At 54.1% G+C, this 22,651-nt stretch carries 19 protein-coding genes; 11 read left to right on the plus strand and 8 right to left on the minus strand.

Annotated features, from left to right (window positions below; translation table 11 throughout):
• The first annotated feature begins 495 nt into the window (after positions 1-495).
• The 6 genes from SYN7336_RS01435 (at position 496) to ruvX (ending at position 8,597) form a co-directional block, all read left to right on the plus strand.
• Entirely contained in the window at positions 496-822 is a 327-nt protein-coding gene (locus SYN7336_RS01435) for a hypothetical protein (RefSeq protein ID WP_017324133.1), read from the plus strand.
• Between the two features lie 227 nt (positions 823-1,049).
• Positions 1,050-3,842, plus strand: coding sequence for a UPF0182 family protein (locus SYN7336_RS01440; RefSeq protein WP_017324134.1), 2,793 nt, complete (start codon positions 1,050-1,052; stop codon positions 3,840-3,842).
• Positions 3,843-4,525: 683 nt separating this feature from the next.
• Complete coding sequence (locus SYN7336_RS01445; RefSeq protein WP_156819974.1) at positions 4,526-5,443, plus strand: hypothetical protein; 918 nt, start codon at positions 4,526-4,528, stop codon at positions 5,441-5,443.
• A gap of 226 nt (positions 5,444-5,669) precedes the next feature.
• The gene (proS, locus tag SYN7336_RS01450) at positions 5,670-7,487 is read left to right on the plus strand and encodes a proline--tRNA ligase (RefSeq protein WP_017324136.1); all 1,818 of its coding nucleotides are present in this window, start codon (positions 5,670-5,672) and stop codon (positions 7,485-7,487) included.
• 135 nt (positions 7,488-7,622) lie between these two features.
• Positions 7,623-8,024, plus strand: coding sequence for a photosystem II complex extrinsic protein PsbU (gene psbU, locus SYN7336_RS01455; protein ID WP_017324137.1), 402 nt, complete (start codon positions 7,623-7,625; stop codon positions 8,022-8,024).
• Positions 8,025-8,135: 111 nt separating this feature from the next.
• Positions 8,136-8,597: a Holliday junction resolvase RuvX gene (gene ruvX / locus SYN7336_RS01460; RefSeq protein ID WP_017324138.1), complete on the plus strand. Its 462-nt coding sequence runs from the start codon at positions 8,136-8,138 to the stop codon at positions 8,595-8,597.
• A gap of 256 nt (positions 8,598-8,853) precedes the next feature.
• Here the strand turns inward: ruvX and SYN7336_RS01465 are convergent, their stop codons facing one another.
• Positions 8,854-9,792: a phosphoribulokinase gene (locus tag SYN7336_RS01465; RefSeq protein ID WP_017324139.1), complete on the minus strand. Its 939-nt coding sequence runs from the start codon at positions 9,790-9,792 to the stop codon at positions 8,854-8,856.
• Between the two features lie 266 nt (positions 9,793-10,058).
• Between SYN7336_RS01465 and SYN7336_RS01470 the strand changes: the two genes are divergently transcribed.
• Positions 10,059-11,003 (plus strand): DUF6745 domain-containing protein, encoded by a 945-nt coding sequence (locus SYN7336_RS01470; protein ID WP_017324140.1) that lies wholly within the window; start codon positions 10,059-10,061, stop codon positions 11,001-11,003.
• A 6-nt stretch (positions 11,004-11,009) separates the two neighbouring features.
• Here the strand turns inward: SYN7336_RS01470 and priA are convergent, their stop codons facing one another.
• From priA to SYN7336_RS01485, 4 genes are all read right to left on the minus strand, one after another.
• Positions 11,010-13,442, minus strand: a complete 2,433-nt coding sequence (gene priA / locus SYN7336_RS01475) for a primosomal protein N' (protein ID WP_017324141.1) — start codon at positions 13,440-13,442, stop codon at positions 11,010-11,012.
• 77 nt (positions 13,443-13,519) lie between these two features.
• Positions 13,520-13,660 (minus strand): hypothetical protein, encoded by a 141-nt coding sequence (locus SYN7336_RS30350; protein ID WP_156819975.1) that lies wholly within the window; start codon positions 13,658-13,660, stop codon positions 13,520-13,522.
• A complete protein-coding gene (locus SYN7336_RS01480; RefSeq protein ID WP_017324142.1) occupies positions 13,639-14,490 on the minus strand; it encodes a DUF4351 domain-containing protein in 852 nt (283 codons plus the stop codon). The genes SYN7336_RS30350 and SYN7336_RS01480 overlap by 22 nt, the downstream gene beginning before the upstream one ends.
• 251 nt (positions 14,491-14,741) lie before the next feature.
• The gene (locus SYN7336_RS01485) at positions 14,742-15,581 is read right to left on the minus strand and encodes a DUF4351 domain-containing protein (protein ID WP_017324143.1); all 840 of its coding nucleotides are present in this window, start codon (positions 15,579-15,581) and stop codon (positions 14,742-14,744) included.
• Between the two features lie 284 nt (positions 15,582-15,865).
• Here SYN7336_RS01485 and SYN7336_RS01490 point away from each other — a divergent pair, with 284 nt between their 5' ends.
• On the plus strand, positions 15,866-16,747 hold the full coding sequence (locus SYN7336_RS01490; RefSeq protein ID WP_017324144.1) for an alpha/beta fold hydrolase: 882 nt from the start codon (positions 15,866-15,868) through the stop codon (positions 16,745-16,747).
• A 73-nt stretch (positions 16,748-16,820) separates the two neighbouring features.
• On the opposite strand, the gene SYN7336_RS01495 is transcribed toward SYN7336_RS01490, so the two are convergent.
• Positions 16,821-17,171, minus strand: a complete 351-nt coding sequence (locus SYN7336_RS01495; protein ID WP_017324145.1) for a cupin domain-containing protein — start codon at positions 17,169-17,171, stop codon at positions 16,821-16,823.
• Positions 17,172-17,486: 315 nt separating this feature from the next.
• Here SYN7336_RS01495 and SYN7336_RS01500 point away from each other — a divergent pair, with 315 nt between their 5' ends.
• Positions 17,487-19,310 (plus strand): EAL domain-containing response regulator, encoded by a 1,824-nt coding sequence (locus SYN7336_RS01500; protein WP_017324146.1) that lies wholly within the window; start codon positions 17,487-17,489, stop codon positions 19,308-19,310.
• 27 nt (positions 19,311-19,337) lie between these two features.
• Here the strand turns inward: SYN7336_RS01500 and SYN7336_RS01505 are convergent, their stop codons facing one another.
• Positions 19,338-19,997 (minus strand): PEP-CTERM sorting domain-containing protein, encoded by a 660-nt coding sequence (locus tag SYN7336_RS01505; RefSeq protein WP_017324147.1) that lies wholly within the window; start codon positions 19,995-19,997, stop codon positions 19,338-19,340.
• A gap of 349 nt (positions 19,998-20,346) precedes the next feature.
• On the opposite strand from SYN7336_RS01505, the gene SYN7336_RS01510 reads away from it, so the two are divergent.
• Positions 20,347-21,342, plus strand: coding sequence for a CHAD domain-containing protein (locus SYN7336_RS01510; protein ID WP_026100597.1), 996 nt, complete (start codon positions 20,347-20,349; stop codon positions 21,340-21,342).
• A 62-nt stretch (positions 21,343-21,404) separates the two neighbouring features.
• On the opposite strand, the gene SYN7336_RS30355 is transcribed toward SYN7336_RS01510, so the two are convergent.
• The gene (locus SYN7336_RS30355; protein ID WP_227498579.1) at positions 21,405-21,974 is read right to left on the minus strand and encodes a hypothetical protein; all 570 of its coding nucleotides are present in this window, start codon (positions 21,972-21,974) and stop codon (positions 21,405-21,407) included.
• On the opposite strand from SYN7336_RS30355, the gene SYN7336_RS01520 reads away from it, so the two are divergent.
• Complete coding sequence (locus SYN7336_RS01520; RefSeq protein ID WP_255346695.1) at positions 21,973-22,500, plus strand: transposase; 528 nt, start codon at positions 21,973-21,975, stop codon at positions 22,498-22,500. The two genes, SYN7336_RS30355 and SYN7336_RS01520, sit on opposite strands and share 2 nt — an antisense overlap.
• The last annotated feature ends 151 nt before the right edge of the window (positions 22,501-22,651 follow it).

Here is a 22,651-nt window from a genome sequence, read left to right on the forward strand (position 1 = left end):
AATCGAGCGCAGAGGTGCCTCGCCGGACGGTCGCTAGGCGGTCTCTCAGGCAACGGCCCGAACAATCTCTAAGGTATTTGATGTCAATCCTAACTCCGAACATGAGATACAATAAATTTACTCGAAAAAAGAGTGTCTTGATTTGTTTGATACGAAATCTTTCTCGTGAGGATTGCCAATCCAGAAGATTTTGCTAATTCGAGCACGGAGAGCATTTCATAGCAAATCGATCGGTCTAAGGGCATCGCATGATTTTTTTTGGGCTTATTGGAGAAAATGACCTGTGCATCTCGTATCGGAACGAGATTTTTTTTAACTTAAATTCACTTTATGTAGCTAATGTGATTTTCCTCTGGCACTTGGTATATTCTGGAGATATGGCTTAAACCATCACATAAAGAAAGTTACGTTGTGTGACTGTTCGTTTTTGGGTGGCGCATCGTTTTGTACGGTGATAAGTTTTAAGCGGGAAGCATTTACGAAACAAAAGTGAAAATGGCTCAGTTGCGTATTATCAATAATTTCGACACCAGTTTCGCCCTCGAAACTGAAGCTCAGAAGGTGCTATTTGGGCTGCTCGAAAGTGATGGTTTTTTAGGTCAAGTTGCTGGGCAGATTGAAGCCCAGAAGGTAGAGTTTACGGGGATTCTGTTTCAGCCGGTTCCCCACGGCCCCGGCACACCTAGGGGTATCTCGCCCGAGTTCGCAGAATATTTTACATCTCGGGAATATGCCATCATCAATATTCCGCCCAACTTCATGTTCAAGGCCAGAATCTCCAATCCGTCGCGGTTGTGTGCTATCTTCCGCCGTTTGAAGTAGAGATGGACGGCTGTCGGGACTGGAGCATCGTTTAACGGCTGGCTTATTGCTGGAGAAAGGGAGCTTGTCCGAGTAGCGTCCTTCGTCTTTTCCTCGCAATGCGCGCGAGCAGGCTGTCAAGGCTGAGTTTTCGCGCGGTTAAGACTGCGGCTAAATACACCGCTGCTGGGACAATGTACAGATGAGCGTAACGCTCGGGTCCTTTCAGAGAAGTGGTTGCAATCGCAATGTCTCGTCGCTGGCAAACGATCGCTGTTTCTGTTCTCGTCGCAATTGTGGCGATCGCGCTGTTCGGTCGCCCCCTCTTGCACCTGCTCGCCGAGTTGTGGTGGTTCGAGGCGGTGGGTTTTGCCCCCGTGTTCTGGACTCGTGCCACTTGGCAGGTGGGCATTTGGTGTGCGGCGTTTGCGATTTACCTGCTGGGATTGGGGGGAAATTATTGGCTGGCTAAGCGGTGGACGCAACCGCGCGATATTCCTCTGCCGCTCGAACGGCGTTTAGCTCGAACGGAATATTTACTGTTTCGGATGGCGATGGCGCTGGGGGTGGTGGCGGTGGCCTCTGTCGCTGCAACGCTATCGGTGCAGAGTTGGGAAACCATTCTCAAAGCCCTCAATGCCACCCCCTTTCAGCAAACCGATCCTATCTTTGGCTTGGATCTTGGATTTTATGTCTTTCAACTGCCGCTGTACGAGGGGGGAGTGCAGTGGTTGGCAGGGCTGTTTGTCTGCTCCCTGCTCTTGGTGCTTGCCCTTTATGGGCTAGAAGGAGATATCGATCCCCGGCGCAACTGGCAATCGATGGTCAGTCGTCCGGCTAAATTTCACATTAGTTTGCTATTGGCCGCGATCGCCATTCTGCTCTCGATTTATTTTTGGCTGCAGCGCTACGACCTGCTGTATTCCCCCGAGGGGGTGGTGTTTGGGGCTGGTTTTACCGATGTGAACGCGCGCTTGCCTCTCCAGGCAATGGCCAGCATCCTCACTGCTATCCTCTCGGGCATTTTGCTGGTGTCGCTGTGGCAGCGATCGCCCCTGCTGCCAGTAGGCTGTGCGCTCGTCTATTTTGTGCTGCTGTCGCTCGCGAATCTCTATCCCCCTATCTTGCAGCGGTTTGTGGTAGAGCCCAACGAGCTGACTGAAGAAATGCCCTATGTGGCTCACAATATCGCGTTTACTCAAGCAGCCTATGGCTTAGAGGATGTAGACTCGCGGGCTTATCCAGTCGAGGCAGAGCTGACGCGAGAGGTGCTCGATCGCAATCAACTCACTGTCGGCAATATTCGGTTGTGGGACTACCGACCGCTGTTGAGTACCTATCGCCAACTACAAGAAATTCGGCCTTACTATCACTTCAGCGATGTAGATGTCGATCGCTACACCCTCGACGGGACTTACCAACAGGTGATGTTGGCCCCCCGCGAGGTGGACGCCTCGAAATTGGCTCCAAAGGCTCAAACTTGGGTGAATCGGCGCTTGCACTACACCCACGGTTTTGGTTTGGTGATGAGCCCGGTGACGCGAGTGAGCCCCAACGGGTTGCCAGAATTGATCGTTCGAAATATCCCTCCGGTGACCGAAGTCGATCTCGAGATCGACCAACCCCGCATCTACTACGGCGAAGTCACCCATAACTACATCTTTACCGGAGCCACCTCCGACGAATTTGATTATCCCCTTGGCGACGAAACTGCCAAAAATCGCTACAGCGGTCGCGGTGGCGTGCCTCTGTCCCCTTGGTATCGGCGGCTGGCCTATTCCCTCGAACTCAATAGCTGGAATACCTTCGCATCCAACTCCCTCACGGCAGACTCCCGCATCCACTACCACCGCAACATTCGCGATCGCGTCCGGCAAGTCGCTCCGTTTCTCTCTTTCGATAGCGACCCCTATATTGTGGCGATCGATGGAGGCTTGAAATGGATTGTGGATGCCTACACCCTCAGCAGTCGCTATCCCTATTCAGAACCGCTGTGGCGCAGTGACGGCTCACCGGCCATTTTTGAGGAGGGAACGATTGGCCAGATGTTTCGGCAGGGGAGCAACTACATTCGCAACTCGGTCAAAGTGGTGGTGGATGCTTATGACGGCACTATGACGTTTTGGGCGATCGACGATCGCGATCCTCTCTTGGCCACCTACCGCAAGATCTTCCCGACGCTTTTCGCCAATGGAGCTGATGTGCCCGAGGCCCTCGAAGCGCACTTTCGCTATCCTGTCGACCTGTTCAAAATTCAATCGCAGCTATACCTGAGCTATCACATCAGCGATCCGGCAGTGTTTTATAACGGCGAAGATCTGTGGAGCTTTCCCAAAGAGGTCTTTCAGTCGGGGGAGCAGTTGATGCAGCCCTATTACGTCATCATGCGGTTGCCAGAAGAGGAGGCTGAGGAGTTCGTGCTCATTTGGCCGTTTACGCCGCTGGATAAGAGCAATATGGTGGCTTGGATGGCGGCGCGATCGGACGGGGAGCAGTACGGCAAATTGTTGTTGTACGAGTTCCCCCGGCAGGAGTTGATTTTTGGGCCGCGTCAGATTGAGGCGCGCATCGACCAAACACCTGAGATTTCCGAGCAACTGACGTTGTGGAGTCAGCAGGGGTCGCGGGTGATTCGGGGGGATTTGTTGGTGATTCCGATCGAGCGATCGCTCCTCTATGTGGAACCGATTTTCCTCAGTGCGGAGGAAGGGGCTCTGCCGGAGTTGCAGCGAGTGATTGTGGCCTATGACGATCGCATTGTGATGGCCAATCGACTGCCGGAGGCACTAACAGCAGTCTTCGGTCCCGAGACCGAGCCGGAGACGATCGCTGTTTTTGAGGGGCGATCGCCGCGCTCGGACACTCGGAGTTTGGATGGCGATGCGAGGCAAAAGATTCGCGAGGCGTTAGAGACTTACGAGCGGGCGATCGAGGCTCAGCGGGAGGGGGATTGGGCTGTTTACGGTCGCATGCAAGAGGCATTGGGCGAGTTATTGCAGCAGTTGGATAGTGGGGATGAAGCGACGCGAGCGACTGAATAGCAGCTTTGACGGGGCAAACTGGCTGCTTGGGAGGAACGCCTAGAAGGTTCGCATCGATCGGAACTTGTCTGACCTGAGTTCGATCGCTCTGCATGGCCCTAACCCCCAACCCCTCTCCCTGGGGAGAGGGGAGAAGCAGCCGCAAATCTTGGCTAGATTTTATTCCTCTGGCCCAAAGTTATGGTTGATGCCACGCTTAGCGGGAGCGTAGGGGTAAGGGGACAGACTCTGGTCGAACTGACGTTGTCTGGAGTTGAGCGGCGGATACAGGTGGCAGATATCGGTTGTTGCTGTTAAACCCCACCTGTCTGTCACAACAACTGCAAGGCTATCGATAGTTTTCCAGAAACTGTACGGATTGTTACAGTCTTTCACGCTTGAATCCCGAGCGCCAGATAAACCTGAATCTAGAGAAAATCTTACAGAAACTGCGATCGCTTTTATCGAGGTCTAGACGCTGCAATCCTTACAGCAAGAGACTGGAAGAGAATCTATACCTTTCTCTTTCTACGTTCGGAGCAACGATCGACTTGCTATTTTTGTAGAGAGGAAAACTTCAGTCGAAACTGTTTGTAGCTTACAAACAGTCAACAGAATGCCGAACTTCTCAATATTGAATTCACAAAATTCCACCAACACATCGTAACTGTTGCTATCGAGTGAGCTTGGGAGCGCCTGGGATCGTGCCACAATCGCCGACTTTTCCCCATTCCATTCAATCCGATCGCCCTGCCCTCAAGCTGCGCGATCGCATTCAAATTGCCCTCGCAATCGCCGATGACACCTTGCTTCGCTCGATGTTGGCCAATTGCCAGCCAGCAATCGCCCAATCCCATCAAATCGGCAAAATTACGTCCGCCATCTGCCTCGCTGCCCCAGAGCACCAAACAGTGGATGGCATTGTGGAATACGAAAGGATTGAATGCGTCTTGCCACCAGTCCAAGATGCCCGCGATCGCGAGGCGGTGGATTACGGCTGGAATGCTCGCGACTACAGCTACTACACCCGCTATCAATCGGATAGCTACATCCTCGCGACTAGAATTACTGTAGCTGAGGCAGAATCCCTGTTGCGATCGGCTGGCTTTAGCAGCAGCCAGACCCGCCAAATTTTGAGCATGCCTCCTTCCGCCAGTTACAAATCTTGGTGGCTATCGAGCGATGCGGCAGGCCGGTTCACACATCCGTTTTTGCGTACCATTCGCTTGACCCAATTTTCGAACGGGACTGTAACCCTAAAGTATAAAGACGCCTTTGCAGAATTCGAGCCTCCCTGCTTCCACAGCCACGCAGCCAAAGTGTTAGTCGAAATTCAGCCCCAAGTGACTCACTTTGCCACAACTCTAGCCCGCATCAATCGCAACCGAGTCCACCAACAGGTGGAGCTCGCGATCTTGATTGCCGATAAAGTCTCTTCGTTCGAAGCGGAAGCTTTCAACAGCCAAGGCATTAGTCTCTATCCCGATATTCACTTGACGCGGGCGTTGCAAGCCCATTGCGGCACTTGCCAAAACGATCGGTGCGCCCTGCAGGGCTACATGGATTCGCCCGTGACCGCTTGCCGCGACTTCTTGCCAGAATCTTCCCTGTCAGAGTCTTAAATTGGAAAGCAGAGTCTTAAATTGGAAAGCAGAGTCTTAAATTGGAAAGCAGAGTCTTAAACCGGTAGCCGAGAGACGATCGCTTACACTGGCTGTGGATGTTGGGGGGGTTGGCCTAGGCGTTAACCTGAGTTGGATGACTCTGCATGGCCCTCACCCCCGGCCCCTCTCCCTAGGGAGAGGGGAGAAACAGCCGGAAACCCTGGATTGGCGAGTAATTTGGTTCATGAGTCAAGTGGCGCGACTGTCTCAAATGTTGTTTGTGACGCTGCGAGAGGATCCGGCAGAGGCCGAGATTCCCAGTCACAAGCTGTTGGTGCGGGCGGGTTACATTCGCCGAGTGGGCAGTGGCCTGTATGTCTATTTGCCCCTGATGTGGCGGGTGCTGCAGAAAGTGTCCCAAATTGTCCGCGAAGAGATGAATGCTAAGAGGGCGCAGGAATGTTTGCTGACGCAGTTGCAGCCGTCGGAGTTGTGGAAAGAGTCGGGGCGCTGGGATACCTACACGAAGGCGGAAGGAATTATGTTTGCCCTCACCGATCGCCAAGATCGGGAATTGGGCTTGGGACCCACCCACGAAGAAGTGATTGCGGCGATCGCCCGCGACACGATTCGCTCCTATCGCCAACTGCCGTTAAATCTCTACCAAATTCAGACCAAGTTCCGGGATGAAATTCGCCCTCGCTTCGGCCTCATGCGCGGTCGCGAGTTCATTATGAAGGACGCCTATTCCTTCCATGCGGACGAGGACAGCCTGAAGCAAACCTATGCAGACATGTATGACGCCTATTGCAACATCCTCAGCCGCTGCGGGCTGAAGTTTCGGGCGGTGGATGCGGATTCGGGGGCGATCGGCGGAGCTGGCTCGCAGGAATTTATGGTGTTGGCGGATGCGGGTGAAGACGAGGTGCTTTACACCGAAGACGGGCAATATGCCGCCAATGTGGAGAAGGCGGTGTCGCTGCCAGCGGAAGCGAAGCCCTCTCCGTTCCAGACCTTTGAGAAGCGGGAAACCCCCGGCACCACTACTATTGCCTCCATGTGCGAGTATTTGGGCTGCGACCCCACCAACAGCGTTAAGAACGTTTTGTATCGGGCGGTTTACGACACTGGCACCACTGTGCTTGTCTCAGTCAGCATTCGCGGCGATCGGGATGTGAATGAGGTGAAGCTGCAGAACGAGTTGGTGCGTTTGGGGGGCCAGTTTGGCAGCGCGATTCTGGTGCTGGATGTACCGGATGAGTCGATACAGCAGCAGTGGGCCGCTCAACCGCTGCCGTTGGGCTATATGGACCCGGCGCTACCGGATGACTATATTCGCAAGCTTGACGGTCTAGAGCCCAAGTTTTTCCGATTGGCCGATCGCACGGTTGCGGATCTGAAAAACTTTGTCACCGGCTCGAACGAGGTAGATTATCACGTTGTGGGGGCTAACTGGGGAGAGCAGTTCCAGTTGCCCGAGCTGGTGGATATCCAAACGGCGGTGGCAGGCGATCGCTCCGTTCGCGATCCCAGCCAAACGCTGCAGACGGCTCGCGGGATTGAAATTGGCCATATTTTCCAGTTGGGCACGAAATATTCCGAGGCGATGGGGGCCAGCTTCACCAACGAGCAGGGCAAGACCGTGCCCTTGGTGATGGGGTGTTATGGCGTAGGAGTATCGCGGCTGGCACAGGCGGCAGTCGAGCAATCCTTTGACGATAAAGGGATTATTTGGCCAGTGGCGATCGCCCCCTACCATTGCGTCGTTGTCGTCCCCAACATCAAAGATGACAGCCAGATGGCGGCGGCAGAGGCGATCGCTAGCGAGCTCGCCGAGCTGGGGATTGAAACGCTCCTAGACGATCGCAACGAACGGGCGGGGGTAAAGTTTAAAGACGCCGAGCTCATTGGAATTCCCTTCCGCATCACGACGGGTCGCAGCCTCAAAGATGGCAAGATGGAGCTGAACGAGCGCGCTACGGGCGAGACGCGAGAGGTGGCTGTTGAGGGGGCTGCCCGCGCAGTTGCCGAGCGGGTGCAGTCGGCATTGGCAAGCAAATGAGTATTATTTCTCACTGATAGGGCTGAAAGGTGGCAAAGCTGGAAAGTTTTCGTCAGAGGGGGAATCTCAAGTGATAATCTCGTTTATGAATTCTGCGCATTTTATATTCCGCTGCTGTCAGGGAGAAATAGCATTATGAAAAGCCTCGTAAACACTAGCTGGTCTCGTTTCGTCACGATCGCACTAGCGATTATTCTCAGTCTGAGTTCGATCTTCACGGCTCCGATGCCTGCTTTAGCCGAGGCAGGTGCGGCAGAAGTGAGTGGCATTCCCGTTGCCGAGTTAGAGGTTCCACTGGATGTGAACTACGATATCTTGCGCACCTACCGCGAACTGCCCGGTTTTTATCCCACCTTGGCTCGAAAGATTATATTTGGCGCTCCCTACGACAAGATTGACGATGTCCTCGATATTGAAGGTCTGACCGATACCGAAAAGCAATTGCTCGAAGCGAATCTGAAAAACTTGAAGGCTGGTGCCTACGATGAAGGAGCCAACTACCTCGAGAACCGCATCAACAAGGGTTACTACGACTAGCGCCCTCGAATCGCTCCGAATGCAGTCTTAACGTTAAAGTTTATTTGGGGTGGCCGATCGCCGCCCTTTTTTTCACTTGCTAGCCTTCGATCGCCAGAGGAACTTCAAACGGTGCGAGAACGGATATCTGTGTTGGCATTGGATGTGGGCGATCGCCGCATTGGCGTGGCGGGCTGCGACGGGACGGGCTCGTTTGCGACGGGGCTGACCACCATTCATCGCCAAAACGTTCAAGCCGATATTGCTACGCTGCAGCAGTGGGTGGAGCGGCGACAGGCGCAGCGATTTGTGGTCGGCCTGCCCTTCAATATGAACGGCAGCGTTGGATTTCAGGCCCGCAAGGTGAAGAGGTTTATGAAATCGGTGACGGCCCAGATCCCCTTGCCGGTGGAGTATGTGGACGAGCGACTCTCTAGCGTGCAAGCCCGCTGGAATCTGCAGGCGGCAGGGATTTCGGTCAAGGGCAAGCGGGAGTTGGTGGATCGAGCGGCGGCCACAGTGATTTTGCAACAGTGGATCGAGCGGCGCAGGTTCGAGTTGGAGCGAGAGCAGCGCCAAGGGAAGGGCGATTAGACCTGAGTTCGATGACTCTGCATTGCCCTCACCCCCGGCCCCTCTCCCCAGGGAGAGGGGAGAAATAGCCTGAAACCCTTCATCTGTAGTTTAGTTCCCCATCCCCCAGAGTTGGGGGAAAGGGGTTAGGGGATGGGGGATGGGGGCCGGTCCCTTGTCGAACTCACGTTCAATAAGGTTTCGATTGGGGAGCTCAGAGATTCTTGGCCCGATTGGCAGTCTATTCAGCCTCTTTGAGCTGAAAACTGACCTTCAACTACTGATATATGCTCGAAGCTTTAAGCATGTGATAGGTAATCAGTAATTGGGTGAGAGCTAGCGGATAACTCTGCAAGACTTCACCCGTCGTGCCGACCACCTTACCGACTTCTTGATTGCCTTCCAGACTGCAGAACTGACCCAGCGTCGGCACCTCGTTGCACAAGACATGCTCCAGCTCCACCACCTTGTTTTGGGTCGCGTGACCGTCGATCGCCAACACGTCCACAGGCTTACCCATATCGCGAGCCAATTCCAGACGGATGGCATCGCCCAAGGCACTGCCTTCGCCAAATAGATGAGTGAAATCGGGGTGGGGAATGGTGGGACGCAAGACGAGATTGACGTTCAGCAAGAGCTCGTTGACCTTGGCATCTCCTTCGGGGGGATAGAAGCTCACCACCATATCTGCCCACTGGCGTTGAGGACGAATGTAAGCTTCGGAGTCGGGCTCGCGCTTGCGCAGGGCCTCGCGCACCTGTTCTTCGGTGTAGCCGCGCTTGCGCATGTCCCGCTTGATTTTCCAGGTGTAGCGCAGCTCTTCGGGAGGAGCGAGGTAAACCTTGACATCAAAGCTGTCGCGGGCCTTGCGGGTGGAGTAGCCCAACAGTCCTTCGATCACGACGTACTTGGAGGGCTTGATATATTCCGGCGGGTCGAATTCGCCTGTGGAGTGGTTGTAGATGGGTTTGAGGATCGATTGCCCGATGCGCAACTGGGCAATGTGCTCCTCCATGATGTCGAGGTAGTTGCAGTCGGGGTGCAGGGCTGAAATGCCCATTTGAGCTCGCTGCTTGCGATCGTAGCGGTGATAGTCATCCGTGCAGATGGCAGTGACGTTTTCTTGCCCCAAGACTTGAGCGATCCCGCGAGTTAGGGTGGTTTTACCCGCAGCACTGTCTCCGACGATACCTAGAATAATTGGACGATCGCTCACATGAACCTCCCTGACTGTGCCGCACAAATTTTAAGATGTAGTTCCAATTCTAGAGACCGACACCGCCGAACTCAAGCAACAGGTCTGCCGATCTAGTGAAGCGATCGCTCAACGTCAGTCATCAGAGAACGTTCGCGTTCGGCAAGACAATTGCAGGGAAACATAGACTCGACCGCTTCGATGCCCTCTGGCAGCGACGCCGATCGGACGATCGCGCTAAGGTAGATTCACGGACCAGTTTTACACTTTACCTGTCAAACGTTAACATGCCGACTCGCTATATTTCTCACCTCACCCTCGAACAAGAAGCGCTGTTATTTGGCTATCGCGATCGCTGGAAGCAACAGCACTTCAAAGGGCATGAAGGCGATCGCCACAAGGCTGCCGAAGCAGTCAAAATGGCCTATGTTCTGAGTGGCTATCGCGAGCCCGAGACGATCCACTGTTCGAGTCCGCTCGAAGGCTTCGAGCGGCTTTTAGACTTCATGCAAGAGACGATTGGCGACCTCGAGGATTCTCGCCTCGGCCAACCGGTGGGAACGCAGTTGCAAGACAAACTGCTGGCAGCTTTGGTGAGTCAGCTGAGCCAACAGTTAGATAAACCCCTCTTAGATCGATTGCAAGTCTCTCCCTACAGCCAACTGGGAATTTTAGTGGGGGCTCAAATTGGGACGCACTTTACGGTGCGGCAATTTATTGGTTTGGTTTGGGGAGTGGGGGGCAGTCGAGCCCTCGAACAACACTTCCCCTGGATTCGACCTCTGACAAAAATGCTCTTGCAATTGGGTTTTCAGCAAACGAGTTCGTTTTTTGACTTGCCGATTGACGTGCAGGCTTACGATGCCGAGGGCAGACAGGTTACCGATCGCCTGAACGAAATTTGGGGAGTCATTTTAAGCAACGAGCAGGGCCTGCAGTTACTCAATTGTCTGGAGCCAGAATTGTGGGCGGCCTATTGCGGCTTTATGGACTTTTTCTTTTCGGTGCTCGATTGCGATCGCGACGAGAAAAAATGGTTTACCCTCAAATATCTCATCGAACATTGTGGCTGGATCTTGCCCTTCGAGCGAGTTGCCCTCGTCTGCGCTCGCCCCACGCACCTGCTAGTCGACAGCGACAACCGCATCCACGCTGAAGGGGAACCGGCGATTCAGTACTCGGACGGACTGCGGGTATATGCCAAGCACGGGGTGAGGCGATCGCATCTCTGAGCCCGCCTATAGCAGCCGCAGCGGCTCGACATCAATACTCAGCCTGACGCGATCGGGGGTCCGTTGCGGTAGAGGCAACAGCAGAGGAGATAATTCTGCCATCTCCCATTCCCGCTCCATCGGCTCCTTCAACAAAATTTGCCAGCGCCACCATCCCGCCACCCGCTCCACTTCTGCCGGACAAGGTCCGAGTCGTTCGCCGGGAATGCGATCGCTCAAATACTGTGCCACCTTAAGGCTAAACTCCTCGGCCTTCTGCCGCTCTTGACTGCTGACCCGAACGCAGATCAACCGCCGAAAGGGGGGGTAGCCCAGTGCTTGCCGCTGCTCCAATTCGGCGATCGCGAAGTCGCCATAACAATAGGAGCGGACGTGGGCGATGGTGGGATGTTCGGGTAAATAGGTTTGCAGAATGACCCGCCCGGGGCGATCGCCGCGTCCTGCCCGCCCCGCCACCTGCGTGAGCAGTTGAAACGCTCGCTCCCCTGCCCGAAAATCCGCCTGATTGAGCAATCCGTCTGCCGCCAGCACCCCCACCAAGGTGACTTCGGGGATATCAATCCCTTTGGTGAGCATTTGGGTTCCTACCAAGACATCTGCTTGCTTGGCTCGAAACCGATCGAGCAATTTGCGGTGTCCGTCCTTTTGGCGGGTGGTATCGCGATCGAAACGCAACAAACGCAACTGGGGAAATTCCTGTTGTACCTTATCCACAATGCGTTGGGTGCCAGTACCGAATTGCTTGAAATAGAGGGACTGACATTCGGGGCAGGCGCGGGCTTGGGGGCAGCGGTAGCCGCAGTAGTGGCAGCGCAGTTGCTGGCCCACTTGGTGGAAGGTGAGGGAAACGGTGCAATGGGGACAGGTCATGGCGTAGCCGCAACTGCGACATTGTACAAAGGTGCTGTAGCCGCGCCGGGGTAAGAATAGAATGGCCTGCTCGCCGGAGGCTTGCACGTCGGCGATCGCCTCTCGCAGCGGACGGCTCAGGACAGAGCGGTTGCCGCTGTCAAATTCTTGGCGCAAGTCCACCACTTCGATCGGGGGCAGGGGCTTGGCCCCAATCCGCTCGGGCAAGACCAAATGCCGACCGGGATCGCCGACGACGGCGGTGTAGCTTTCTAGGGAGGGGGTAGCGGTGCCCAGGACTAACGGACAGTTGGCCCGTTGCGATCGCCAGCGAGCCACGGTGCGGGCGTGATAGCAGGGCTGCGGCTGGTCCTGCTTGTAGCTGTCGTCGTGCTCTTCATCTAAGATGGCTAAGCCCAAGTTCTGAATGGGGGCAAAGACTGCCGAGCGCGTGCCGATAACCACAAAGATTTCGCCCCCCAACATGTGCCGCCAAGTGTCGTAGCGTTCCCCGGTGGATAAATTGCTGTGATAGACCAAAACGCGATCGCCAAACCGGGCTCGAAAGCGATCGGACAGTTGGGGGGTAAGGCCAATTTCGGGCACCAAGACAAGGGCAGATTGCTGTCGTTCGAGAACGGTGGCGATCGCCTGCAAATAGACTTCAGTTTTGCCCGAGCCCGTTACCCCTTGCAGCAGTAAGGTCTGGTTGCTTGCGTTGGCGATCGCCTCCACTGCTGCTGCCTGTGCTGCCGTCAATGTCTTAGGGCGATCGCGGTTCACATCGGGGGCGATCGCCGAACGCAGCATTTCCCGCTCGGCGATCGCCACCCGTCCCTTTTTCGCCAGTGCCTGCACCACCCCTCGTGTCGTTTTTGCCTCGACCAAGAACTCCGACAGCCACAACTCCCCTCCCAAGCGCTGAAGTGCGGCCAGCACCTCTGCCTGTCGGGGTGTCAACTCCTGCGAGTCATCGCCGCACAGCGTCACCACTTGACGGACTTTCGGCTTGACCGATTTTGCCTCTTGCCAATAACTTTCTGCCAAGCCCCGCTGCTGCAATTGGCGCAATCCCTTGGAGGCATCCTTCACAGTTCGCCGCACAAATAGCCACGACAGATCCCCTTTCTTTTCCCGCAGCAACTCCAGCAGCGATCGCCCTACCCCTGCAATCTCCACTTCACCTGCTGCTTTTGCTGTCAGCCGAATGCGCCGCTGCGATCGCGTCAAAATTCCGGGCGGCAGCACTGCCCGCACCACTTGCTGCAAGGAGGTGGCGTAATATTCCGACACCCGTTCCAGCAACCAGCGCAATTCCTCTGGCAGCAGACCCGTTGCCACCACATCTTCCACGTCTTTCACTTGGCTGGCATCCAAGCCTTTGGGGAGGCGATCGAGGATGCGCAAGGCGATCGCCCCCACCGTTTGCGAGCCAAACGGCACGGCCAAGACATCTCCTGGCTGGACGGTGTCGCCTGCAAGGCGATCGGGCAGGCGATAGGTGTAGCAGTCGAGGCTGCCGGGGCGATCGACGATCGCTTCTACCCATTGGGTAGGGCTGTCTTCGGTTGGGAAGAGGGGAAGAGTCAAGGCGATCGGGCAGAGGTGAAAACATCTGCGATGATAGCGTTCTGTTTTGAGATTAGCTATGGAAAGCTGAGGGCCGTTTACCGTACGGGTGGCGGGATGAGGCGATCGCGCATTCGTTGTAAGGTCGAGGCGGTTAAGGGTTCGCCTTTGAAGAGGATTAGGTTGAAGTTTTGCTGGGGGTCGCAGGCGCGATCGCCTACCGAGACCCTTGCAGCCAAGCCACCCAATCGGCCTCACTAGAAAAGTCCAGCAGTGCCTCGCCCAACTCTTCTAAAGAGTCTAGGGAAAGGCTCTCAACCTGCAGCAGCAGCTCGGGGGCCAACTCTCCAAACCGATGTTTGAGCAGGCGCAAAACCAAAGAGAGCTCTCCCTCGCGTCTGCCCTCCTGTCTGCCCTCACTCCGCCCGCGCGCTTCCGCCGTCGAGACAATCTCTCGATAAATGACCGACTCCTTCATCACATCCTCCCGCAATACACTCCGAATCAGCTCTTTCTCCAATACTAGCCCCGCCAGAATTGCTGTAGAAGCCGCCACATCCCCTCGCTGTTCGCGATCGCCGATCGCCTCAATTCGCTCCGATACCTGCCGCAACGTCCGCTCGCGATCGCTCGTCTGAGCCAATACCGCAAAAGGCAGCAAACCTGGCAACTCCTGAAATTGGGAGGCAGGTTCCTCCCAGATGCGGATGACCTCAAACTCGTGATGTATACCGTCGCGATCGAAGCTGGTCTGATAAACCAACGGGGATTGCGATCGCCGCAGGTAAATCACCACCTGCCGTACTGTCTTGTTGGGAAAGCGGCGAAATCCCCGGATGGCATAGTCTGCCATGCGGAATGGGATCTCCACTTTGGGCTCCACTTGGAATTCTACCTGGAGCACCAGATCTTCCGATTCCAAAAGCACTAACGAATCGGCATAGATGGGGCTGCTCAATAACTCCGAAGGCTCCAAACGAGCAAACTCGACTGGTTCCCCCAGCAGCCAAGTGGCGAGGTCAGCGGTAAAAGTTTCCGCGATGAATTTGCAAACGCTGTCAAAGGACATTGCATTCCTGCAATGACAACCCAGCCATCATATTTGATGCCAGTGGCGATGGTGATGATGTTTTAATCTAGGGCGGGCAAAGTTTGAAGAATTCTTCCTCACGCTTCGACTGGTTTAGAACTGCTGTGTTTTGGGCTGATGTGGCGGGGGGATGAGTCGATCGCGCATTCGTTGCAGGTTTAGAGCGGTGAAGGGTTCGCCTTTGAAGAGGATTAGGTTGAAGTTTTGCTGGGGGTTATGAGAGCGATCGCCTACCGAAGCCTTTGCAGCCAAGCCACCAAATCGGCCTCACTAGAAAAGTCCAGCAGTGCCTCGCCCAACTCTTCTAAAGAGTCTAGGGAAAGGCTCTCAACCTGATGCTGTCGTTCGGGAGCCAACTCTCCAAACCGATGTTTGAGCAGGCGCAAAACTAAAGAGAGCTCTCCCTCCTGTCTGCCCTCACTCCGCCCGCGCGCTTCCGCCGTCGAGACAATCTCTCGATAAATGACCGACTCCTTCATCACATCCTCCCGCAATACACTCCGAATCAGCTCTTTCTCCAATACTAGCCCTGCCAGAATTGCTGTAGAGGCCGCCACATCCCCTCGCTGTTCGCGATCGCCGATCGCCTCAATTTGCTCCGATACCTGCCGCAACGTCCGCTCGCGATCGCTCGTCTGAGCCAATACCGCAAAAGGCAGCAAACCTGGCAACTCCTGAAATTGGGAGGCAGGTTCCTCCCAGATGCGGATGACCTCAAACTCGTGATGTATACCGTCGCGATCGAAGCTGGTCTGATAAACCAACGGGGATTGCGATCGCCGCAGGTAAATCACCACCTGCCGTACTGTCTTGTTGGGAAAGCGGCGAAATCCCCGGATGGCATAGTCTGCCATGCGGAATGGGATCTCCACTTTGGGCTCCACTTGGAATTCTACCTGGAGCACCAGATCTTCCGATTCCAAAAGCACTAACGAATCGGCATAGATGGGGCTGCTCAATAACTCCGAAGGCTCCAAACGAGCAAACTCGACTGGTTCCCCCAGCAGCCAAGTGGCGAGGTCAGCGGTAAAAGTTTCCGCGATGAATTTGCAAACGCTGTCAAAGGACATTGCATTCCTGCAATGACAACCCAGCCATCATAATGGACGCGCGACTGCAAAGCGATCGCCAAAATCGCCCTCGAAGATCGGCCGCAACTCTTAGAATCCCTGGGCATTTTCGTCCGCTCTTAAACGGCGATCGCATCACCTAACCCCCAGAGCTTGTCTGGGATATCAATTCTGTATCGCCTCTGTATCGCCACGGCATCGGTTTTGCCAGACAACCAGCCTGCACCCTCATTTCCAGTCCCAGATTAGGATGAGAGAGATAGCTTCTCGGATACCCCATCGCTGTGATTGCTCAATCCCCCGTACGCGCTCCCCTGCCACCCCTACAAACCTGGATCTGGCAGGGGCATTCCATTCGTTACACCGTTGCCGGTAGCGGCCAGCCCCTGTTGCTGATCCACGGCTTTGGGGCGTCCGTTCACCACTGGCGCAAAAATATTCCCGTCTTAGCAGCAGCGGGCTATCGCGTCTTTGCGATCGACCTGCTCGGGTTTGGCGGCTCCGATAAACCGGCGATCGCCTACTCCCTCGACCTATGGGAAACCATGTTGGCAGAATTTTGGGCGGAGCACATTCAGCAGCCAACCGTCTTTGTGGGCAACTCCATCGGCGCGCTGCTCAGCCTGATGTTGGTGGCCCGCCATCCCGAACTGTCGGCGGGGGGCGTCTTGCTCAACTGTGCTGGCGGGCTCAACCATCGCTCCAATGAATTGAACCTGCCCCTGCGTTTGGTGATGGGAACGTTTCAGCGGGCAGTCAACTCGCAGATTATCGGCCCCTGGCTGTTCGATCGCATTCGTCAAAAACATCGCATTCGCGGCACCCTGAGGCAGGTCTACGGCAATCGCGAAGCCATCACAGACGAACTGGTGGATGCCATTTACGCCCCCGCTTGCCACCCCGATGCCCATAAAGTGTTTGCCTCTATCCTGACGGCCCCTGCCGGACCTGCCCCCGAGGAGCTGTTACCCCAGGTCGATCGACCGCTGTTGGTGCTGTGGGGAGAGATGGACCCCTGGACCCCCATCGATCGCGGTCGCCACTATGCCAGCTACAGCGATCGAGTCAAGTTTGTACCCATTCCCCAAACGGGTCACTGCCCCCACGACGAACACCCCGAGCTTGTCAATGACGCGATCGTCACTTGGCTGACCGAGCTCCCATAGGGCAATGCACATGATGTGGGATCGCTTCCACCGGTCGTGCCGATCGCTTTCACGGCTACATCATTCTGCCTTCCTAGGATCGCAGCGGTGGTGCTGGCTCCGAAAGGATGAGTAAAAAAGCGAGATTTTCGATCGCAGTGAGGGCATGGGGCGTACGAGCGGGCATCACTGCAAATATGCCGGGTTCCAAGGAAATGACCTGTCCATTCAGTGTGAGCTTTCCACTTCCTTCCAGCACGTGGATAGTGGCATTGCGAGGGGCTCTATGTTCGGCAATCTTGCTTCCAGTTGCCAGACAAAAGAGCATGTATTGACAGTTCTCATCCCCGAGCAAGACTTTACTCAAAATGCCTGTCTCTGGATATTCGAGGCGAGCGCGAATTTGTAGAGCTGATGCCTGCATTTGCAAGAGTGCTTTCGCCATTTGTTTGCTCCATTTACTCGACAAGTTTATGTCAGCCCTCCCAGCAAGTACCTGTTCCCAGTGCCCGCCCCTCCAGGCAGAGGCAGATCGGAGGCCCCTAGCGATTTTTCAAGCTAGCGCTCGGCAATCTTGGCGATCGCCTTACAATAACCTGCTTTGGGGCAAACTCCGTTCTAGGTCTGTCAGCTCGAGTTCAGCTATTACCTGCCTCGCTGCCCCCGACACGGGCTTCTGAGGAACAGCTAATAGTAAGGACCTGTCTTGAATGTAAGCTTGAGTCGAGCAGCCGTCTCTGGAGTTTGTGCTAGTTGCCTAATGTTGTGCTCTTCTGTTAACTCGCCCGAGACAAACATCCTGATTGTCGACGATAGCCGCGTCAATCGCCTGTCGCTCTCCAAAATTTTAAGTGCTGTTGGCTATACCATTCACCAGGCAGACAGCGGTGCCGCTGCGCTGACAATGGTGGGCGAGCAACCGCCCGATTTGATTGTGATGGACATCCGCATGCCGGAATTAGATGGATATGCCACCTGTCAGCGTCTAAAAGCCAATGCGACAACAGAATCGATCCCGGTGATTTTTATTAGCTCCCTCGAAGACATTCGCGATAAGGTGCGGGCTTTTAAGGTGGGGGGCTGCGACTACATTCTCAAACCCTTCGAGCCCCAAGAAGTCTTAGTTCGGGTGAATAGCCAGATCGAGCTGCTGCGGCAAAAACGCCAGTTGGAAACCTGGAACGAGCAGTTGGAAGATCGGGTACGCCAGCGTACAGCTGAGCTAGAGCAGCAGATTTTGCAACGGCAGCAGGCTCAAGAGGAGTTGGAATACTTGGCTCTGTTCGATCGTTTGACCCAACTGCCCAATCGGCTCAGTTTATTACAACAGCTCGATCGCAAGCTCGATCGCGCCAAACAAAACTCCCAATATGAATTTGCGCTGCTGCTGTTTGATTGCGATCGCTTCAAAGTGGTTAACGACTCGCTGGGGCACAGCGCGGGGGATTGTCTCCTGAAGCTCATTGCCGAGCGACTCCAGCTCAATCTCCCTCCCGAGACATTTTTGGCCCGCTTGGGAGCAGACGAATTTGGCTTGGTGGTGGATACGGTCCATTCGAGGGAGGCGGCCCAAGCTTTGGTGCAGTGGGTGCGCCAGCAAATGAAGCTCCCGTTTCAGTTGCAGGGGCGAGAAGTGTTTATCGACGTGTGCTCTGGAGTTGCTTTGGGGACGGCAGATTATGACTCGCCCGAACACCTCTTGCGAGATGCCGATGCGGCCATGTATCGTGCCAAACAGCAGGGTCCCGATCGCCACAAGGTGTTCGATACCTCTATGTACGTTCGAGCGGTGGCTCGCCTCGATCTGGAAAACGACCTGCGCCGCGCTGTCCCCAATCGCGAACTGGAGTTGTACTACCAGCCGATCGTGTCGCTAACCTCCGATACGATCTGCGGCTTCGAGGCCTTGTTGCGGTGGAACCATCCCGAGCGCCCCATCTCCCCCGCTAAATTTATTCCGATCGCGGAAGAAACCGGCGCGATCGTCGATATCGGTCAGTGGTGTTTGCAGCAAGCCTGCAGCCAACTGCGCCAATGGCAGGACTGGGATGCGGGTTTGCGATCGCTGAGCGTGAGTGTGAATATTTCGGCCCGACAATTCATTCATTCCAACCTGCTGGAGACCGTCGATCGGGTTTTGCTCGAAACGCAATTGGATAGCACCTGTTTGAAGCTGGAGCTGACTGAAAGTGCCTTAATGGACAATGCCAACTCAGCTCGAAATCTGCTACAAGCATTGCGCGATCGCCAGATTCAACTGTGCATCGACGACTTCGGTACGGGCTACTCCTCCATGAGTTATCTGCAGCAATTACCCCTCAACATTCTCAAAGTCGACCGCTCCTTCGTACGAGAGATGGGTCGAAAGGGGGGCAACCCGGCGATTGTGTTGGCTATTGTGACGCTGGCCCACAGTTTGGGCTTGCACGCGATCGCCGAAGGGGTAGAAACGCAGGAGCAAATGCAGCAATTGCGGGAAATGGGGTGCGAGTTCGGCCAGGGATATCTCATCGCCAAACCCTTGAGTGCCCTAGCCGCAGGAGATCTATTGAAAAGCTTCCCCTCTCGGCTAGGTATCACTTAAAGTAGGTATCACTTAAAAACAGCCAATTTACTGACCCACATTGCCCCTGCGCTTCAGATAGATGGCACCGAGGAAAGCGATCGGCAGCCCCAAGAATGTCGCGGGCTCGGGGACAGCTACAGCGGTTAGACTATCGATCGCTCCCCCACTGAACTCAACACTGGCGATGGGGGCAGCAAAATCAAGTGTGACAAAGCCGGGAGCGAGTGAGGAGGTGGCACTAACAGTGCCTAATGCAACGCCACCGCTATCGAAGGCTGTTGCCGTTGCCAAACCGGTGTCCAATGGATCGAAAAAGAAAAACTCCAGAGCACCTACTGTAAAGTCGAAACTCAGAGAACCGCTGCCAGTGGCAACCGTACTATCAAAACCACTCACTAGAGGAGTGACATCGCTGAAGAAATAGCTGGCTGGGGGGGATGAGTAGAACGCGGGCACAGCTAGGTTCAAAACCTCGCCACCGCTGCCGGTAATCCCACTCAAGCTGAAGTCTGAGGTTCCCGGCCCCGGACCATCCGCAACCGCTGCTGGGCCGACACCTCCAATACTAAAATTTGCGGGGGCAAACTCGATGGTAACAAGGGAAGCTGCTTCAGCTTGCCCGACAAGAGAAAAGGCCGCTAGACCTACACTCAACAGCCCGACGCCAGCAAAGGCGATCGGACATTTTTCAGAATTCTTCTTCACGATATTCTCCGATAGAAGTAGTACCGAACTCTACGCTTTCTCAGGAAGATACTTCATATACTGCAATATCACCTGAAACTGAACAGAAAATGAGAAAATCAGGATTGCTACACAAATATAAACTGCAAACAGCCTTTAGCTGAAATCTTCAGATACACGATCTGAAATGAGATCGTACCAGGTTAACGTCTGATCGCATGTTCATTCATTACGTTTACCGGTTTTTTCCGCCGAACTCGTGTTGGCAAGGCTGCTCGAAAGCAGCTCGATCTTAAAAAATTTGTAACGCACACCCATTGCTGCAGAATGCGCGAGCAAGAATTAGGTTATGGGAAGATTAAAGACAAACATGAAAAAAACAGCAGCTACAACTCGAACTACACCACCCGATGGACGAGCGGAGCCAGCTGTTCTATCCGACTATCTTCATAGCGCGATTCGACGGTATGTGCGCAAGGTAACTCGCTACGAGTCGGCAGTCTTAGCCGATCGCGATCCCGAAGATCTACATCAAATGCGAGTGGGGATGCGGCGGTTGCGGACGGCGTTAAAGGCTTATGGATCGGTGTTGGAGTTGCCGGAGAGGGCGCGAGACCGACAGGTGGGCAAGGTGGCCCGAAGATTGGGGAATTTGCGCGATCTCGATGTCTTGATGGAGACACTGGAGAGGCACTATTGGCCTGCATTGCCGTTTGAAGAGCAACTGGTGCTGGCGAAGGTGATGCATCAGTTGGGGGAAGATCGCCAGAAGGCTTTCAAGCAGGCGAGATCGACACTGACCGGGGAGAAGTATAAAACGCTGAAGAAGCAGATTCGGGCTTGGTTGCGATCGCCCCAGTACAGACCGCTAGCGCAGTTGCCTGTGGCGGATATTGTGCCGGAATTCGTGCAGCCACTAATTTGTCAATTACTGCTGCATCCCGGTTGGTGGGTGGGGGCAGAGCTGCGAGGCGATCGGTTTTATCCGCTGAGGGAATTGACGCCCGAGGCGGCTGAAAAGCTGATTTCTGTGCGAGGAACGCCGTTGCACGATTTGCGCAAACAGGTGAAGCGGGTGCGATATCAACTGGATTTTTGTGCAGATTGGCTGGGTAAGGGCTGTCAGGCCGAGTTGAAGCGATTTTCGCAGTTACAGGATGCCTTGGGGAGAATGCAGGACAGTGTGGTTTTAGAAGATTTTTTGGATCGGACGCTCGATCGGCAGTTTAAGGCGTCGATGCCGACGTTGGCGACGATTTTGGTGCAGGCGAGACATCGGGCTTGGTTGGATTGGCAGCCACTGCAGGAGCATTTCCTCAATCCAGAGGCGCGGCGGAATTTGCATTTGATGTTGCTGCGAGGTTGAGGGGTGCGTGGCCGCTACAGATATCAATACCAATGATTGTGGGTTCTGGCAGTTCTAATGACTCAGAGATCGTCTAAGCGAAACTCGGTAAATGATTTGTAAGGAAGCTCTTGAGACAGTTCGAATAAAAACTTAGCGCTACAAACTGCACTTCTCTCCCGAAAACCCACTGAGCGGCTACACAATTCGAGAGAACTACCTTCATCGTAGGTCAATAAAAACACACTATCTGCAAGGCAGTTATCGTGGAATCTAACTCCATCTAAGATGAGCTCTCCATTCAGCCAAAATGATAATGCTGCTGCAGGTGCAGACCCACATATTCCTTGTGCCCGAGAAGCACCATAGGTTACCTCAACTTCAGTTACACCGCAAGTCACTCGAATTGGATCTAGGTTTTCTGGTAAATTTCTTAGATATAGCCCGTATATTTCCCCATACTTTCGATAGTCTTCCTGCCAGCCAACATTGGCTAAAGTGACCGCAGAAACTTGCAAACACCCTAACTCAGGTATGCAATTGAGCTGCATAAATGGAGTAACAGTATCTGCGCGGGAGGGACGGCCATTCAAAAAAGCGATCGCCCCTATTACAACAATCAAAGCCGTAAAAATAAATTTCTTAATCATCATGGGTCGTGTAGCAAGGAAGTCCGTGTGGGGTCCAAAGGGAGAACGAATAGAAATTCCAATAGTTAATGAGCGAGAAAAACAAACATATTATGGTGCAATAAATTATGCAACAAGACAATTTTTCGGGCAGGAGTATAAAACTGCGAATTCCGAAAACACGGTATCTTTTCTAAAATATTTGCAATCTCTCAATCCAGAGAGTAAACATTTAATAATTTGGGATGGAGCAAGCTATCACAAGTACAAAGAGATGAAGGAATATCTAGAGGAAATCAATCAAGGATTAGATGCTTCTGAGTGGCTTTTGACTTGTGAGTTATTTGCTCCTAATGCGCCGGAGCAAAACCCGGTGGAGGATATCTGGTTGAATGCTAAAAGCTGGCTTAGAAAATGTTGGCATGAGTTAGAGTCTTTTCCATTAGTCAAGTGGTTCTTTGAATTTTTAATTGAAGGAGAAGTCTATGACTTTCCGAAGCTTTACAAGTATGGCTTCTTTGAGCTGAAGACTCAGGCAGTTTTAGCTTGATTTAGCTCGGATTATTATATGAATCGTATAGGATCGCTATAGATATATAAAAAACCTATAGACACGCGCCTGTAGGCAAAACCTGTGGAAAACTCCCCTTTCCCTGGTTCAAGACGATATCGGGGAAGTTAGCGATTGGCTATTACCAGGG

Source organism: Synechococcus sp. PCC 7336, assembly GCF_000332275.1.
Taxonomy (GTDB): domain Bacteria; phylum Cyanobacteriota; class Cyanobacteriia; order Thermostichales; family PCC-7336; genus PCC-7336.